At 50.1% G+C, this 13756-nt stretch carries 24 protein-coding genes; all 24 read right to left on the bottom strand.

Translation table 11 applies throughout. The features are described 5' to 3' along the window. Window positions 1-69: 69 nt before the first annotated feature. Entirely contained in the window at window positions 70-462 is a 393-nt protein-coding gene (locus tag LG402_RS21945; RefSeq protein WP_227336990.1) for a hypothetical protein, read from the bottom strand. Window positions 463-570: 108 nt separating this feature from the next. After that, window positions 571-1095, bottom strand: a complete 525-nt coding sequence (locus tag LG402_RS21940; RefSeq protein WP_042847142.1) for a hypothetical protein — start codon at window positions 1093-1095, stop codon at window positions 571-573. Further along, complete coding sequence (locus tag LG402_RS21935; RefSeq protein ID WP_042847144.1) at window positions 1095-1469, bottom strand: hypothetical protein; 375 nt, start codon at window positions 1467-1469, stop codon at window positions 1095-1097. Before LG402_RS21935 ends, LG402_RS21940 begins: the two co-directional genes overlap by 1 nt. 14 nt (window positions 1470-1483) lie before the next feature. Continuing rightward, window positions 1484-2389 (bottom strand): DNA cytosine methyltransferase, encoded by a 906-nt coding sequence (locus tag LG402_RS21930; protein WP_080750912.1) that lies wholly within the window; start codon window positions 2387-2389, stop codon window positions 1484-1486. Window positions 2390-2399: 10 nt separating this feature from the next. Further along, window positions 2400-2621, bottom strand: a complete 222-nt coding sequence (locus LG402_RS21925; protein WP_042847145.1) for a hypothetical protein — start codon at window positions 2619-2621, stop codon at window positions 2400-2402. Window positions 2622-2643: 22 nt separating this feature from the next. Continuing rightward, window positions 2644-2832 carry a hypothetical protein gene (locus LG402_RS21920; RefSeq protein WP_042847147.1) on the bottom strand — a complete coding sequence of 63 codons (189 nt, stop codon included), beginning with the start codon at window positions 2830-2832 and terminating at the stop codon, window positions 2644-2646. Between the two features lie 11 nt (window positions 2833-2843). Then, window positions 2844-3248 carry a hypothetical protein gene (locus tag LG402_RS21915; protein ID WP_166268103.1) on the bottom strand — a complete coding sequence of 135 codons (405 nt, stop codon included), beginning with the start codon at window positions 3246-3248 and terminating at the stop codon, window positions 2844-2846. Between the two features lie 13 nt (window positions 3249-3261). Continuing rightward, window positions 3262-3591: a glutaredoxin domain-containing protein gene (locus LG402_RS21910; RefSeq protein WP_052219372.1), complete on the bottom strand. Its 330-nt coding sequence runs from the start codon at window positions 3589-3591 to the stop codon at window positions 3262-3264. A gap of 177 nt (window positions 3592-3768) precedes the next feature. Then, complete coding sequence (locus LG402_RS21905; protein WP_042847150.1) at window positions 3769-4080, bottom strand: hypothetical protein; 312 nt, start codon at window positions 4078-4080, stop codon at window positions 3769-3771. 57 nt (window positions 4081-4137) lie between these two features. Continuing rightward, the gene (locus tag LG402_RS21900) at window positions 4138-4512 is read right to left on the bottom strand and encodes a hypothetical protein (RefSeq protein ID WP_042847151.1); all 375 of its coding nucleotides are present in this window, start codon (window positions 4510-4512) and stop codon (window positions 4138-4140) included. A 78-nt stretch (window positions 4513-4590) separates the two neighbouring features. Continuing rightward, window positions 4591-5271, bottom strand: a complete 681-nt coding sequence (locus LG402_RS21895) for a hypothetical protein (protein ID WP_052219373.1) — start codon at window positions 5269-5271, stop codon at window positions 4591-4593. A 40-nt stretch (window positions 5272-5311) separates the two neighbouring features. Beyond that, window positions 5312-7372, bottom strand: coding sequence for an ATP-dependent DNA helicase DinG (dinG, locus tag LG402_RS21890; RefSeq protein ID WP_072035186.1), 2061 nt, complete (start codon window positions 7370-7372; stop codon window positions 5312-5314). Window positions 7373-7478: 106 nt separating this feature from the next. After that, window positions 7479-7787, bottom strand: coding sequence for a hypothetical protein (locus LG402_RS21885; protein ID WP_206086754.1), 309 nt, complete (start codon window positions 7785-7787; stop codon window positions 7479-7481). A 17-nt stretch (window positions 7788-7804) separates the two neighbouring features. Next, window positions 7805-8083, bottom strand: a complete 279-nt coding sequence (locus LG402_RS21880) for a hypothetical protein (protein WP_166268101.1) — start codon at window positions 8081-8083, stop codon at window positions 7805-7807. Between the two features lie 276 nt (window positions 8084-8359). Beyond that, window positions 8360-9379 (bottom strand): ParB family protein, encoded by a 1020-nt coding sequence (locus tag LG402_RS21875; RefSeq protein WP_042847158.1) that lies wholly within the window; start codon window positions 9377-9379, stop codon window positions 8360-8362. Between the two features lie 2 nt (window positions 9380-9381). Beyond that, window positions 9382-10629 carry a ParA family protein gene (locus LG402_RS21870; protein WP_042847160.1) on the bottom strand — a complete coding sequence of 416 codons (1248 nt, stop codon included), beginning with the start codon at window positions 10627-10629 and terminating at the stop codon, window positions 9382-9384. A gap of 215 nt (window positions 10630-10844) precedes the next feature. Next, a complete protein-coding gene (locus tag LG402_RS21865) occupies window positions 10845-11123 on the bottom strand; it encodes a hypothetical protein (RefSeq protein WP_042847162.1) in 279 nt (92 codons plus the stop codon). Then, entirely contained in the window at window positions 11105-11347 is a 243-nt protein-coding gene (locus LG402_RS21860) for a hypothetical protein (protein WP_206086755.1), read from the bottom strand. The genes LG402_RS21865 and LG402_RS21860 overlap by 19 nt, the downstream gene beginning before the upstream one ends. Window positions 11348-11452: 105 nt before the next feature. Beyond that, entirely contained in the window at window positions 11453-11713 is a 261-nt protein-coding gene (locus LG402_RS21855; RefSeq protein WP_042847166.1) for a hypothetical protein, read from the bottom strand. Between the two features lie 30 nt (window positions 11714-11743). Beyond that, window positions 11744-11980: a hypothetical protein gene (locus LG402_RS21850; protein ID WP_042847168.1), complete on the bottom strand. Its 237-nt coding sequence runs from the start codon at window positions 11978-11980 to the stop codon at window positions 11744-11746. Further along, window positions 11977-12246, bottom strand: coding sequence for a hypothetical protein (locus LG402_RS21845; protein WP_042847169.1), 270 nt, complete (start codon window positions 12244-12246; stop codon window positions 11977-11979). The genes LG402_RS21850 and LG402_RS21845 overlap by 4 nt, the downstream gene beginning before the upstream one ends. A gap of 50 nt (window positions 12247-12296) precedes the next feature. Then, complete coding sequence (locus tag LG402_RS21840; RefSeq protein ID WP_161595377.1) at window positions 12297-12443, bottom strand: hypothetical protein; 147 nt, start codon at window positions 12441-12443, stop codon at window positions 12297-12299. Between the two features lie 120 nt (window positions 12444-12563). Next, window positions 12564-13004, bottom strand: coding sequence for a hypothetical protein (locus LG402_RS21835; protein ID WP_042847174.1), 441 nt, complete (start codon window positions 13002-13004; stop codon window positions 12564-12566). A gap of 421 nt (window positions 13005-13425) precedes the next feature. Beyond that, a complete protein-coding gene (locus tag LG402_RS21830; protein ID WP_196738675.1) occupies window positions 13426-13698 on the bottom strand; it encodes a hypothetical protein in 273 nt (90 codons plus the stop codon). Window positions 13699-13756 lie beyond the last annotated feature (58 nt).

Below are 13756 nucleotides of genomic sequence, written 5' to 3'. Positions count from 1 at the left end.
GTAGTCGTGCTTTTTGCGTTGAATGAAGGCCTGCGCGGCTTCGCGCGTGAAGTGTGCGTTGACGTATTCCTACTCCCAGACGTAGCCGGTTACGGTATGCTCTGGTAACTCGCCGAGCACATCCCATTGCTGATCGACGCGAATAGCCAGAAAATCAGCTTGGTATTCGGCCTGGCATTTTTGGTTGAGCTCGTTTCGCTCGTCCGTATCCAGGTCATCCCAGTATTCTTGGGGGCTAAACCAGCGAGCATCATCTACGGCCACCAGCCGGTCTTCGATGTAGTCCATATCCAGCCCCGTGATCAGGCGTTTCTTTTGAACGACGAACAACGGGTCTGCGGTACAGTGCTCATCAACGCCTTTGCCGACGCAGTGATATTTCAGGCGGGAGACAAAATCAGCCCAGGTTTCCGCGTTTAATGGCGCACCGGTCGCGAGCGAGGGTTTCTGTTCAGTAGTCATTGTTTCGTTTTTCCATCCAAAGGGCGCTTATATTCCACAACCAGTATCGCCCCGCCCTCTCAGCCAACGAAGCTATTGCAGGTACAAAAAAAGGGGCTTTCGCCCCTGTCATTTGCAACATGACCAGAAATGTTTGGCGTGCTCTCCTGGCAATGTATATTGCTTCAGCGGCGAGACGAACTCAGTCAGCAGCGGATCCCTCATCCAGACGTTGAACAGCGTCGTTAACGTGAGCACTTCATTTTTAAAGCACTCACCTTCAGCCAGATCGCGCGCGCGGATGCGGGCTTCAGGCGACAGTGTTTGCCCCGCAATCTTCTCCAGAAAATTCACCAGTTCTAAAGGGATCCGGCCTAGCGATGATGGTGCAGGTGGCTCATTTAACAGGTGAGTGATGATTTTGAGCCAATCATCATTGTTAACGACCACCAGGGGGATATTGCCAGGACGGAAATACTCAACCGATACAGCCCCGCCGTCATAGGCCTTAACCGTTGCACAATCGGATAAGACAGCCCTGTTTTTGCCTATCACATAATACCCCTGGTGATCGCTGTGCGTGCAGGTGTGAATTATCCGCAGCCCCGCTTCCAGTATCTGTTCGCTGGTGGTTTTAGCTGGTGAGTGGCTCATTACTGCATATCCTTTTTTTCCTGCCGACGGTATAGCGCTGTAACGATGAACACAATCAGCGCGGCCATAATGAGTGGGTTTTTAAACGGTGGTTCAAAGGGACCGAAACCGATCACGATCGGCCCGCCAAGGGCACACGCCCACAGCGATAACCAATAGATGGTTTCAGGGAAGTTCTCTCGGACAGAAGGCCTGGAAAAAATGAGAACATGAGAAACCAGCGCAATCGCGACTCCCATCCACAGTGAGTTGATATCCAACGCTCCCAGAATTCCCGCGACGCCTGCACCAAACAGTGCGTATGCCAAAGCGGCATACTGAACCAGCATGGCAAGTTCCCGACGGTCGGCTTTTTGCTCTTCCGTTAATTTCATCTTTTTCTCCAGGGTTAATGAATGAGGGAAAACTTATCGCTAACCTGCGCCATGTAGCGGATCATCTCAATCCCTACCCACTCGCCGACGTAGGTGCTGACACCGTTACCGATCTGCTTATACGCGGAGGTATCGCATACCGGGAATTCAAACCAGTCTGGAACCCCTTGCAAACGTGCATATTCACGCACTGAATACGGACGCGCTCCCAGAGGGAAACGTTTATCAACGACTAATCGTGTCGATTTATCCTTTGCATAGTGAGCTACACACGTCGGCGCGATATCGTCTTTGGCCGGGTCGCTAATGATGGGTAAATCGCGATATCCGCCCTGTAGGCGTGTTTCTACCGACTTAGGGATACGAACATCCGGGTTATCCTCTAAAATCGCGCTGAGGGGGATTGGGCGCGTATTTTCCGGCGGGCGGATATCGAACGGGCGTCGTGTGCCAATGATGATCAGGCGGTGCCGACGCTGCGGTACCCACAGCTCAGATTTCACGGGGCAGAATACCTGAATGAAATAGCCCGCCAGCTTGGTCATGGCTTCCATAACGACCGGGAAAGCCTGCATGCCCGGCACGTTTTCAATGACATAGAACTCAGGCCGGGCGACAGCCAGGTGGCGCAGTGCGTGAAGGAATAGCTCATCACCCGTTCGCGTGCCGTGGATGTCGCCGATCGTCGAATACTTCGTACAGGGATAGGTAAACGACATGCCGTGGCAGCTATCCTGCTCCAGCACCATTTCCTGTGTGATATCGCAGTGTTTGATATGGTCGCCCAGGTTGTGGCGATAGGTCTTAACGGCATCTTCGTCCAGTTCGAAAGACTGGGCGATCTGAATACCGGCATTCTTCAGGCCGATATCCATCAGCCCGGCACCGCAAAAATAACTGTTCATCAGAACTGGTGACATTCGACTTTCCTCAGAGATGGTCGATGATTTCTATGGCTATGCTCAGCCATATTGCACAGAGAGAAAGTGACAACATCACGCGGTAACGTTTAGGAATGTCATTCTCGCTGTTGAATTGAAAAAGGGCCCAACCGAATATCACACTCATCAGCCCAAGAAGAAAATAACCCAGGGTAGCGTGCCCTTCTGGTGTTTTACCGATAGCCGATAAAATCTGGTTTAAATGGCCCATTAATGACAAATCGCCTTAAGGTCTAAGCAAAGTTAATCCAAAGAATTGTGGCAATTGCACCCAGCCCAGCAATTCCGCCCGCCACCATCAGACCCAATGATGGGCGAGGGATACAGCACGCTACGACGAAAAAGAGGATGAAAAAGGCCAACATAACAATGGCAAAGGGTGAAATGCCACTCGCTCCTGATACAAAGTCGTGTACAGTCATTATCGATACTCTTAGTGATTGGTTTGACGTTCAGCGGCATACAGGCGAGCCAGAATGCCATCCAGCGCGCCATCCAGCGCTTTGTAAAACGAATCTGTGCCAGCCATTTCGTCACGCATATCCAGCAGCGCTTCCAGCTCGGCATCGTCGATCGGCTGCACGGCATTGCTGGTGGCCGACACTACTTCGCCCGGATCAACAGGAACCCCGGCTTTAAACAGTACGTCGATAGCGTCCTGTCGGTACATCACCGGACGGCCGGAAGGCGGCGTCCAGTTGATAGGCTCCAGCATCACTTTCATTTCGACTTTTGCATCCACCAGCGCTTGTGTCAGCTCGGCGAGCAAGACAACGTCAGCCCCGCTTGGTGGTTGAAGCCCTAAGGCTGGAGGGATTGCGACGGTTTGATAGCTCACGGCATTCACCTTCTTACTTGGCTTCGCCAGGAGCCGAAAACAGTTCAGGCTCGCGCATCTCGATCATGACACACATCCGGGTATAACCAGAGATAGCATCGCCTTCTGGCTTTCCGTCAATCAGCGCCTTGATACAATCGGGGCGATAACCCGACCAGGACACCGCTTCGCCTGCATCAGGCTCCACCAGCACAACCGGCGCAGACTTGAAGCCCATATTGCGGAACAGCTCGCGATGAATTTCGATGCTGCCTTCTACGAACTCAACACCGTTTGCGGCCAGGCGCTCTTTGGTCATACGGCAAGGCTGGCAATTTGGGAGGCTGAAGATAATGACTTTCATGGTGACCCCTGTTATCGGTTAGTTTGTTTACCTGCAACCAGTATCCCCTCCCCCCAACGGCTGACGAAGCATTTGACATAAAAAAAGCACCTCGAAAGATGCTTTTATTTTGGTATTTTAAAACGCCAGGCCCGCATGATGTTTGGTGGAAAAATGGGGGGCGCTGCAACCGTGCTTTTACTGATAATTGGAAAGTGGTTGACCGATCATCCCAGTGACCTTCAACAGTTCTCCAGCGGTGACTGTGCGCAGCATTTCGGAGCGCCCGAACTTAACGTAATCCTCACGGGACATGGTTTTGTAATCCGGATGTGGCCTGTCGTTACAAAGCTGCCAATTCTGGTCAGCGCTATCGCGGCGAAGCACGAAGACATCGACCGACATGTGCAGGCCAGCGCCAAACATTGCCGTAGCAACAATTTTTGCCTGCGAACCATCATTGCGCTGAATAAGCTGTTCCGCTTTGGTGACCAGTTCTTGTTCTTTCATTTTTCGTTCCTCAGCTGGTGGTTGTCATAAACAGGGGGAACCCCCCTGCCCTATTGGTTATGGACGGTCTTCCAGTGCCAGGATCTGTTTATCAATCGCCTGAAGCTGTGCAGCGAAACGCTTTTCGATTTCGTTACGCAGTGCCTGATAGGCAAGTAGCTTGGTCGAATACAGCGGCAAGCCACCGTAGAATTCAGTTGGGTTACCGGCCGCGCCGTGTGAGTTAGGTTTTGACCAGGCCGGATAAATAGCAATGGTTTCACCTTTGAACGAACCGATCTTGGCAGCGTCGTAGGTAAAGCCAGTAGTTTTACCTGAAGCCGGGATAGCAATATCAGGCTGAACCTGATCAGTAACACGCAGAGCAGCAAGAAGAGTTTTCATGATGATTCCCTTATGTTGTTTGTTTTGTTTACCTGCAATCAGTATCATCCCACTCCACCCGCTGACGAATAGCTAAAACAAAAAAAGCACCAAAAAAGGTGCTTTCTATGCATAGTGGGATTTGCCTTACAACGACAGTTCGTTAATCCTGCCCTCCGGCCGTTTACCCAAGGTCGTCATCTCGCCGAATTCAAAGAGGCCGCAAATCTCTTCCCCGATCGGAGCCACCAGCACGCGCCAGCGACCTGTACCATTCTCACCCCAAAGCTTAACACCAGCAGCGTCCAGCTCTTCTTCTGTGGCGAAGAACTTTGCTCCTTCCAGTTTATCGACAGCGATCAGTAACTGGCTATCTACCGTAAAGCATATCCCGTGCTGGTTCATGAAGAACAAACGACGTTGTGCATCACGGGTAGAGATAATAGTTTCCCCGTTTGGTAGCGGGGTGGCTGAAGTGGTTTTCACACTAATCAACCGCCCTGCTTTCTCCAGTCCACCGATCAGGATACCTACGGCATTGGTCAAATCGCTGTAAGGCGGTAAACCCACCAGCTTTTGGAAAGCCATACGTTCATCGTGTGTTTTCAGCTCCGTAGTGCGAGTATGAATTTTACCATCGTCGTGATCGGCTGCGCCCTGCTCTGCCAGAATTTTTTGCAGCATCAGGTTGCCTGCTGTCCCAGGGTCATTCCACAGTTTCTCGCCCTTCAGTAGGTTTTCGGCAAACAGGCTGCTTGTGGAAAAAGGTGCGGGCACTTTGCCTACAAACTGAAATACCACAGTGATGACACTTTCATACTTTTCCATTACACACCTATTCATTCGTTTTGTTTACCGAATGATACCACTATCTGATCACACGGCGAAACGGCGGAAGCGAGTCGAGAATGTTCTGGCCGTACCGTGTGTTCTTGATGCGAGAGTCCAGTATCGTCACTGCACCTGTATCGGTCTCGGTTCGGATGAGTCGCCCCACAGCCTGGATAAGTTTGATACACGCCTGAGGAACGGTTATTTCTTCAAAGGTGTTACGCCCCGCCTTCTCCATCCACTCAGTCATCGTCTGACTAACCGGATCGCTCGGTACGCTAAATGGCAGCTTGGCAATAATCACGTTATCGCAGTAATCCCCAGGCAGGTCCACGCCTTCACTGAAAGAGGCCATGCCGAAGATAATGCTTGGCTCGCCACGATCAATACGCAGCTTATGACGGGAAACGATTTCCGTTTTCGGCATCGTGGTCTGCATGAGGATGTGCTCTTTGATGTCCTCCGGCATACCCTCACACACCTCTGTCATTTGCTTGCGGGATGAAAACAGCACCAGACATCCTTTACGCCGTAACATCAGCTTAGGCATCAACTCGATCAGCTCATCGGTATGCGCCTCGGCATTCTTTGGGGTACTGCGCATCCTGGGTACGAACAGAACACCGTTGTTCTCGTAGTCGAACGGGCTTCTCGCCAGCAACGTTGGCGTGTCCATTTTCAAACCCGCTTCATTCAGGTAGGCATTGAAGTTGCCCATTGTCCGCAAAGTCGCTGAAGTAATGATCACCCCATAGGCTTCGTTCCACAGCTCTCTATCCAATTGCTCACCAGCATGCACTGGGCTGCTATGAATAATGACCTCGGATTTATTGTCACGCTTGATGTTTACCCAGCGCGCTACCGGTACTGCAAACTCACCTTTCTTCGCCGGGGCAGCAAAACGACTCATCGCTTCAAGCAAGTTTTCTACACGGTTCTTTAAATCACCGATAGCCATTTTGTGGCGGGCATTATCCTCAGCGACAATTTTATCGCCTGCCTCATCAATGATGATTATCATTTTCTCAACCAAACTCTGCATTTGGTTTGCCAGGTACAGCCCGTTTTTAAACAGTGCGCGCACATCATTGGGTACGTCACCTTCAGGGAACCGATAGACGTCAATGTTACCGTGGTCGTTCCGGAAGTTGAGTGAAGATAAAAGAGTTCCGCGAACTGTCATCATCTCGGCAGCCGTGTCCGATGCCAGCGCCACCAGCTTGTAAACGTGGTCATTCATCTTCTCACCGTAAGGGGTCTGCATGTCCATCACCATGTCACTGACGTCACCCAACCAGCGCGCCGTGTTATCCAACGAGGCATTTGCGGCAAAGTGCTCAATGGCCTTACTTGTAAGGTGATGGCCTTCGTCGAAAACGTAGATGGTTTCTTTCGGCGGTGGCAGGATGACACCACCACCCAAAGACAGATCGCTCAAAACGATATCGTGGTTAGCTATCACCACATCGACTTCTTCCAGTCGGCTACGCGCGGCAAAGAAGGGGCAGTTTTTGTAATGCGGGCATTTAATCTTAGGGCACTGGCTGGCGACCGCATTAACTTTGTTCCAGGATTTGTCGGCAAGCTCCAGCGGATATGTATCACGCTCACCATTCCAGTCACCACTTGCGAATTCGTTACCCAGACTCGTCATGTCGTCGCGAACGTAACCATACGCATTATGCTCGGCATCGACGTGCGCATCGTAGCGCAGTCGGCAGAAGTAACGGCCACGACCTTTCGCCATAGCGTATGAAAATTTAAGACCGCCCTGGCTTTGGATTTCCGGCAGGTCTTTAACGACAACTTGCTCCTGAAGCGCCACGGTTGCTGTAGACAGAACGAGAGTCTTTCCCTTTTCCATCGCCAACGGGATCAGCGGCAGGCAGTACCCCAGCGTTTTACCGGTGCCGGTACCGGCTTCAACTACACCGACAATAGGCTTGTCGTTATCTTCGGGAATGTTGGTAATGATGGATGAGCAAAAGCGGATCATGTCTTGTTGACCAGCACGCGGCTTCAGTCCCTTGGATTCCAGGAAGTTGCTGTATGCTTTTGCCGTTTGTTCTTCGGCGGTCAATTTGGTTTTGCTGCTCATCGTTCTATCCCATAGATTTATTATTTACTGATTTAATTTTATCGCACCACCAGCGCTGACAAAGTGACATCCAAAATTAAACCGCCACAAAGGCGGTTTAGTTCACTTACTCCACAAACCAGAGCGAGGCAAGATAGGCGCACCCGGCAATCTTTTGTTCGTGCTTCGGGTCGAAGCTTTTCAGGATAACCACGATATGCGCCAGCGCCCATTTCAGTTCGACACCTTCCTTGGCTGCTGGTGGGCATTCAAGCCCGTGGTAAAACCAACGCTCAATGAATACAATCCAGGGGTTCTTTCCCTGTTTGAATTCGTCAGGGATGAGATCCCATTTTGGCAGAAACTTTTCAATGTCCGGAGGCCCAAATGCCAGAATGACCTGTGTGATGTTCTCGTTCGGCGTCCACGTCTTCATGATTTTCCTTTCCAGCGTCAGGATTTGGTTTTCAGTGATTCGGCAATTTTGGTGAGCACCGCACGCAGCTGAGTTTCATCGGCGATGATAGCCGGGATGGCGTTCAGGCATTCCTGGGGCAGGTAGATATTACCGAAGAATACCAGCTGATCTTGAGTTGGTTGGAAGCTGCAAATCCACTCCCAATCGTTATTGGTTTCCCAAATACACAGCAACTCGGTACCGTCGTTGTTTTCGGTCGTCAGTTCCAAACCGCGACGCTCGGCAAAGCTATGGGTTGTCTTTGAGATCTGCATTTTTAATCCACGAGTAAGGGCGGTATTGAGTTCTATTATCCAGCAGTTCTACAGTTGACGAAGGGGGATGGAGGTGTTTTTTGTTTTGGCGAACAAGGGGGTGGTTTTTATTGGTTTTTCTTCTGCTTTAGTTGATATTCTATCGTAACACGCTGTTTATTAAGCGATTTTAAACTTTGGTTTTTTTGGCGAAAAAAATGGTTTTTGCTACAGGAAATGAGGGGAGGGGAGGGCTGTAAAGAAAAAGCCACCGGGGTAGGTGGCTTAGAAAAGAACTTACTCACTGTCTTCCTGAAGACTTTTTGTTAGCTTCAGACGTATCAGACGCTCTATGTCTTCGACGACTTTTTGATTGAGCCTGTTAAACTCAAAGCGGACTTTCCGGCCGTTACCACTGTAACTGATTCGTGCATACTGATCCTTGTTCTCGAATGCGACAATATCAGATGTTTTCCATGCAGCGGCGGGCTTCGCTTTATCAGCCATGATTTCCAACATAGTGGCTACTTCTTCCAGGATATCTTTCTGCGTCTCCTGAATATTCTCAACAGGCTTGTCCTTACGGTTGTCTTGGACTTCCTGGCACAGCTCACCAATGTCGATCATTTCCTTCTTCGCCGAACCCTGCACCTTCGCTAAACGGCTATAGAAAGTATTCGGGATACCTTCGCAATCTGGGAACAGAGCGATCAGGCGAGGGTCGATTTGGGCAGCTTGAATCCGCTTACGGACAGACTCGGTACTAATGCCGATATGCTGCGCAAGTTCCTCATTGGTCGTGAAACCATTCTCTTCCATCAGTTTCAAATACTGCATACCAACTTCGCGATACGAGAATTTGCGAGAGCTTTGTGCGGCGCTGATGATAGAGAAGATATCTTCGTTTGAGATATCGTTTGGTAATACCCACAGCGGTAAATCAGCTGATAGCTTTTCACAGCAGTAGCGGCGTCGGCTACCTTCAATGAGTTGATAGATTCCATCTACGCGGACAGCGATACCTTCGGTATCCACCCCTCTTTCCCTGATCTGCTCAAGGATGTCACGCATGGAGTTCTCGTCGAGCGCTTCCTGGTTGCGTGGGTTGAGGGCGTGAACCACTGTTTGCTCAGATACTTTACTGCCAGGAACGACAACATGCTCGGCATCGACTTTACGGCCATCTTTTAAGGTGAATGTTCTCTTAGGTGCGCCTGCACCCCGCAGTGGTGGTAATCCGCTTTTTTGCTCAAAGCCGGTTCGCTTGCCTGCACCCAGATACATATCCTTGCTTGTGCCTCTTTCTACGTCGGTCATTTTTATTTCTCACTTTTCGCCGAAAAACTTTTGATTTCATTAATAAATTGCTGATACACAGAAGTGACTGACATTTCTGCCATGTCAAATTGTTTTGCAGGGCACAGGTCTTCTGACTTCTTGATATCCAAGACGGTGCGGCCTCGTTCGGCCGCAGCAACAAACGCTTCAGAGTGTTTGATGTTCGTAGTCATAAACTTGTCCTGCACAGTTCGCACCAGCTTATTCAGAGTGCGAACTTCGTGCTGGCTTTTATCATCGACATTAACAGCCAGCACCTTCATCCATTTGATGTTTTCACCCCTGGATGGAAGTTGTTGCAGACGAGCGCCGATCGTCAACATGTAGTTCGTCGTGGATGCAAAGTCATATTCACGCGGAGTGATAGGAACGAGAAGGGCGTCGGCGGCTTCGTTCGTAGACCAGATAATTGGTGAGTCCTGCGGTGGGGTGTCGATGAAGATTAGGTCGTAATGCTGTTTCAGCACAGGGATAACAACATCTCTAAAGCGCGTTAAAAGCGTATTGCGCTCTTCCTTGTTCAACCGCCAATAGGTATCAGTAAAACGGTCATCAGTAGGGAAGGCCGTGATGACGTCCATATTTGGCAGGTGAGTGCTAAACGGAATGTTGGCAATGATGTCCGCTTCTGAGTAACCGGCGTTGATGTACTGTGAGAAATCACCCTCAGGCTCGTATTCGGCTAACAGCACATCAGTGATAGTCAGATAGATATCATCTTCGCTGGTGGAGCGGATCAGGTTGTTACCGATAGACCCTTGGGGGTCAAGGTCAATGATGCAGCAACGCGCGTTCAGATTTAAATCCAAAGCTGACGCCAAGGCGATCGTCGCGGTCGTGGTACTTTTGCCTGTACCACCTTTGTGGTTTTCAACGACGATAACCCGAGACTCATACATGTCGGAGTAACGGGGCGCGCCCAACTCATTCATGATGGCCTGCACGTCAAATCGTGTGTAAAGGTGGTTTTTGTTTTGGAAGATAGGCTCACCAATAATTTTCTGATCTTGTAACTCGGTCAGAATTTTAGTGAACGTATTACGTGACTTGCCGAAGAAATCAGCGAGCATCGTTTTGTTCAGGCAATGGTTATAAATGAGTCTATCTAAGCCATCTACCTGCTCATCAGTGACCTTGATGGTATTGGCTTCGGTGATGGATTCTTTCAGAGAAATTTGCTCGGCTTTCATTCGCTGGCCGATGACCAGGATTTGATCAAGAATTGACATAAATAGCCCTCTAATTGTTTTTCATTATTATTAATGCAAATTGAGCGCAAGACAAGGTAAAAGTGCATTGTAATGCATAATTATTAAATATTCGCATCGTGAATGTCAGGGTGGGGGTTGGCGAACAAGGGGGTTGTTTTCACATTTAAAAGATAGGTCACCCCCTCCAATGCACTGGCATTACTGTGTTTGAGAGGGAATGTACGTTTGACGAATTATTGAGTCTGTAACGCAGCGACTTCCGCTCTTGTGGCAAGGCGCTGACTACCAAACAACCCCTTGATCAGAACAGGTTTCTCTTTTTTCCATCCCTTGATGGAGTTCAAGCCAAACGGCTTCGGCTTGTTGTGATTCCAGCTTGCGATAACACTGGTCTCATTGACCTCGACGATCAGGACAGGGTGTACAGACACGGTGGGAATATTCGTGCTCCCCAGTTTGTGGCGAGTGATAGACCATACGGTATCGCCCACCTTCAGTTTGCTAATGACCATAGCAGAGTTCCCGGCCCTTCTTTCCCGGTGAAGGTCTCATCGCACTCTTCAACGATGTCGATAGCCAGTTCACGGATCCAATCGGCACATTCGATTTCACCACCACCAGCAACGTTGAAGTCGATACGTTCCTGCGCGGTGTCATCATTCACGATGAGTGGGACGCGGGTTTCGTTGAAGCTGCTGAAGATGAACATCGCGACCAGAGTTGGGTTCAGAGACATGGTGTATCCTCGTTTGTGTTATCAGTTGTTGGACTTCCAGTATCCACCAGCACCAACCGGTGACGAAGGCAAAAGGATGAAAAAAACATATTTATTACCGCTGCATCACTTGAGGGTTACCGCAGTTCCGATATACAGCATGCCGCCGTTCAGGAGTGGTGTTGCTTTAACACCGTACACGGCATTCGCCTCGCCATTTGACGCCTCGGATGCAGCCGCACTTAATTCCTCCAATGCGACGCGAGCTTGCCTTGACGGTATCACTCCCCGCCTATTGGCTTCAAAATTAGCGATGACTTGAACCATCCCATGAATTTTTTGTATGGCATAAATATCAGGAATGAGATCGGTTGTAAGTATCAGCATTGTTCTACCTCACGCGACTTGATTCACTCGCTACGCAGCGGGTGGAACTTCTTTAACGACCAAGATCTCAACTTCAGCGCCCTGTTCCTTTTGCGTTAACTCGACACAGCGCAACGCCGCAGATTTTGCAGAGCACCACGAGTGCGCATACCAGTCACGCTCTCCAGTTCGGCAGGCAACAGCATGGGTAGCTTTCCACGTCAGTTCCGCTTCTTGCACTTTGCCATTTGGCAGTGTGCAGTAAAATTTGCGCAGCCCCTTTTTCATTTGTCACCGTCCTGTTGGGCAATACCCAGAGCTGCGATCTCTTTGCGAATATGGTCAAAGCCAGCCCCAGTATTCACATCATAATCACTGACTACCGCATTCAGCACCTGTACCTGTTCGGCTGGAGTAAGGGCGCGTTCCAGGGAAAGGTCAGAAGCAACATCCGCGACGTTTTCGAGCGTCAGTGTATCGATGGCAATCATCTGGCCTTCTTTGAAATTGCTCATCAGATAATTGATCAGGTACTCACGAGTGCCGAAATTCATACAAATTCCTCAGATTGGGAAATTAGCCCCCGTAACCGGAGGCGATACAATTACGCTCGACGGCAATATGCCTGTCTGAGTTTAAAGGCTTCTTCAGCAAGATTGAATGCCACGTTAGCCGCTTCGCTATCCCTCGGCCCCGATGGACGGTTATTGTCCCAAAGGGTAGATGCCACACCCGTAAGCGCGCTTGCCAAGAGTGAATCGAAAACAGCTTGTACCTCGTCAGAGGTGATGATTATCTCATATCCCATTATTGCCTCGTTATTGGTATAGGGAAGGGGGAGTGACCGCCGGAGCGGTCAGTCGTCAGTCAATTAAGCTGCGAGGAACGTGATCTCATACGAACTCAGTTTATCGTCACGTTCCATGCCTTCAGTCAGCGCGATGATTTCTTGCCAGAGGGCTTTGGTCTTCTCACCGCCACCTTCAACCATGCCATCGACCTTCAGGTAGCGTTCTGGGTGGGTGACGGTCAATCTGCGCTTCACGGGATCCCAGCCACTGTAATGACTGATTTGAATATCGATATCCGCCAGCTTTTCCGGCGCGGTACGTTTGAGGTTAAGCACAGCATCGAAGGTAAAGACAATACGGTCGTTATTGTCTTCGGTGTCGTACCAGACCGTGTAACGAGGCTTCTGACGCACACCGCGACCGGAGCGACCCCAATTGGTCGTGTGCTGACGGATGGATAGCAGGGTACGTTTATGGGAAGTGATACCTGCGTAACGTAACAACTCAGCTAAAGTATGCATCGGTTTTCCTCGTGTTATTTGTTTTGTTTACTCATTAAATTCTCACACGACCCGAACTGCTGACGAAGTGAATCACGATAAAAAATACGCGCCCTTTCATCCCATTCCCCAGGAAAACCAGAGCCAAACTCTTGGCCGCAAAATTGGCAAGCAGACATACCCCGCTCGACGCGCGTTCGGGCAGGGTATCGAGTTTTGAAATGGCTAATCAGTGTAGGGATTTCACCAATAGGCCGTTATCGCGGGCATGTATTAGCAAAGCATTGTGCCGTGACTGTACATCTGCCAAGTCACTTACGCTGCCGTTAGTGATCAGCCAACCATTGGTGCCTGGGGTGCTGTATTGCACCATGCGCTTGCCACCCGCCTGAGTGTAACGGTGTGCGCGCACCTCTATACCCTGAGGAAACATACCTACCCCCTAACTTCGCTCAATGAGGAATTGCATAGCATCATCGTTGCTACGCAGAACAACGTCTTTGTGCTCCACCCACTTGAAAGCACCGTTACTGCATTGGACAGGATCCCTGACAATCAGCGAACCATCAGCGCCAATGACATACTCATACCCAGCTTCTGCAATTGCTAAGCGATAATTGGAAGCCACCAGCATTAACAGTGTGTCGAATACTCCAGAGGCCAAGGCTTTTTTAGCGGCTTGAATGCGTGCCGATGTTCCGGCGTTTGGTTCCAACTGCTGAATACGCGTTGCATCTTCCAGGAGCATTACGATCAGGCCCTTCAGTTCGTCA

The organism is Proteus sp. NMG38-2, from assembly GCF_020640995.1.
In the GTDB taxonomy this organism is placed as follows: domain Bacteria; phylum Pseudomonadota; class Gammaproteobacteria; order Enterobacterales; family Enterobacteriaceae; genus Proteus.
The sequence above is the reverse complement of the archived record's forward strand: the minus strand, read 5'-3'. Positions and strand labels throughout refer to the sequence as shown.

Bases quoted from the DNA above. Each gene is read 5' to 3' on its own strand.
- LG402_RS21910 (WP_052219372.1), bottom strand. From the start codon at position 3,591: ATGAAAGTCATTATCTTCAGCCTCCCAAATTGCCAGCCTTGCCGTATG.
- LG402_RS21835 (WP_042847174.1), bottom strand. From the start codon at position 13,004: ATGCATACTTTAGCTGAGTTGTTACGTTACGCAGGTATCACTTCCCAT.
- LG402_RS21870 (WP_042847160.1), bottom strand. From the start codon at position 10,629: ATGTCAATTCTTGATCAAATCCTGGTCATCGGCCAGCGAATGAAAGCC.
- LG402_RS21865 (WP_042847162.1), bottom strand. From the start codon at position 11,123: ATGGTCATTAGCAAACTGAAGGTGGGCGATACCGTATGGTCTATCACT.
- LG402_RS21855 (WP_042847166.1), bottom strand. From the start codon at position 11,713: ATGCTGATACTTACAACCGATCTCATTCCTGATATTTATGCCATACAA.
- LG402_RS21945 (WP_227336990.1), bottom strand. From the start codon at position 462: ATGACTACTGAACAGAAACCCTCGCTCGCGACCGGTGCGCCATTAAAC.
- LG402_RS21875 (WP_042847158.1), bottom strand. From the start codon at position 9,379: ATGACCGACGTAGAAAGAGGCACAAGCAAGGATATGTATCTGGGTGCA.
- LG402_RS21930 (WP_080750912.1), bottom strand. From the start codon at position 2,389: ATGTCACCAGTTCTGATGAACAGTTATTTTTGCGGTGCCGGGCTGATG.
- LG402_RS21845 (WP_042847169.1), bottom strand. From the start codon at position 12,246: ATGAATTTCGGCACTCGTGAGTACCTGATCAATTATCTGATGAGCAAT.
- LG402_RS21850 (WP_042847168.1), bottom strand. From the start codon at position 11,980: ATGAAAAAGGGGCTGCGCAAATTTTACTGCACACTGCCAAATGGCAAA.
- LG402_RS21905 (WP_042847150.1), bottom strand. From the start codon at position 4,080: ATGAAAGAACAAGAACTGGTCACCAAAGCGGAACAGCTTATTCAGCGC.
- LG402_RS21920 (WP_042847147.1), bottom strand. From the start codon at position 2,832: ATGACTGTACACGACTTTGTATCAGGAGCGAGTGGCATTTCACCCTTT.
- LG402_RS21880 (WP_166268101.1), bottom strand. From the start codon at position 8,083: ATGCAGATCTCAAAGACAACCCATAGCTTTGCCGAGCGTCGCGGTTTG.
- dinG (WP_072035186.1), bottom strand. From the start codon at position 7,372: ATGAGCAGCAAAACCAAATTGACCGCCGAAGAACAAACGGCAAAAGCA.
- LG402_RS21925 (WP_042847145.1), bottom strand. From the start codon at position 2,621: ATGGGCCATTTAAACCAGATTTTATCGGCTATCGGTAAAACACCAGAA.
- LG402_RS21940 (WP_042847142.1), bottom strand. From the start codon at position 1,095: ATGAGCCACTCACCAGCTAAAACCACCAGCGAACAGATACTGGAAGCG.
- LG402_RS21900 (WP_042847151.1), bottom strand. From the start codon at position 4,512: ATGATACTGATTGCAGGTAAACAAAACAAACAACATAAGGGAATCATC.
- LG402_RS21885 (WP_206086754.1), bottom strand. From the start codon at position 7,787: ATGAAGACGTGGACGCCGAACGAGAACATCACACAGGTCATTCTGGCA.
- LG402_RS21860 (WP_206086755.1), bottom strand. From the start codon at position 11,347: ATGTCTCTGAACCCAACTCTGGTCGCGATGTTCATCTTCAGCAGCTTC.
- LG402_RS21935 (WP_042847144.1), bottom strand. From the start codon at position 1,469: ATGAAATTAACGGAAGAGCAAAAAGCCGACCGTCGGGAACTTGCCATG.
- LG402_RS21895 (WP_052219373.1), bottom strand. From the start codon at position 5,271: ATGGAAAAGTATGAAAGTGTCATCACTGTGGTATTTCAGTTTGTAGGC.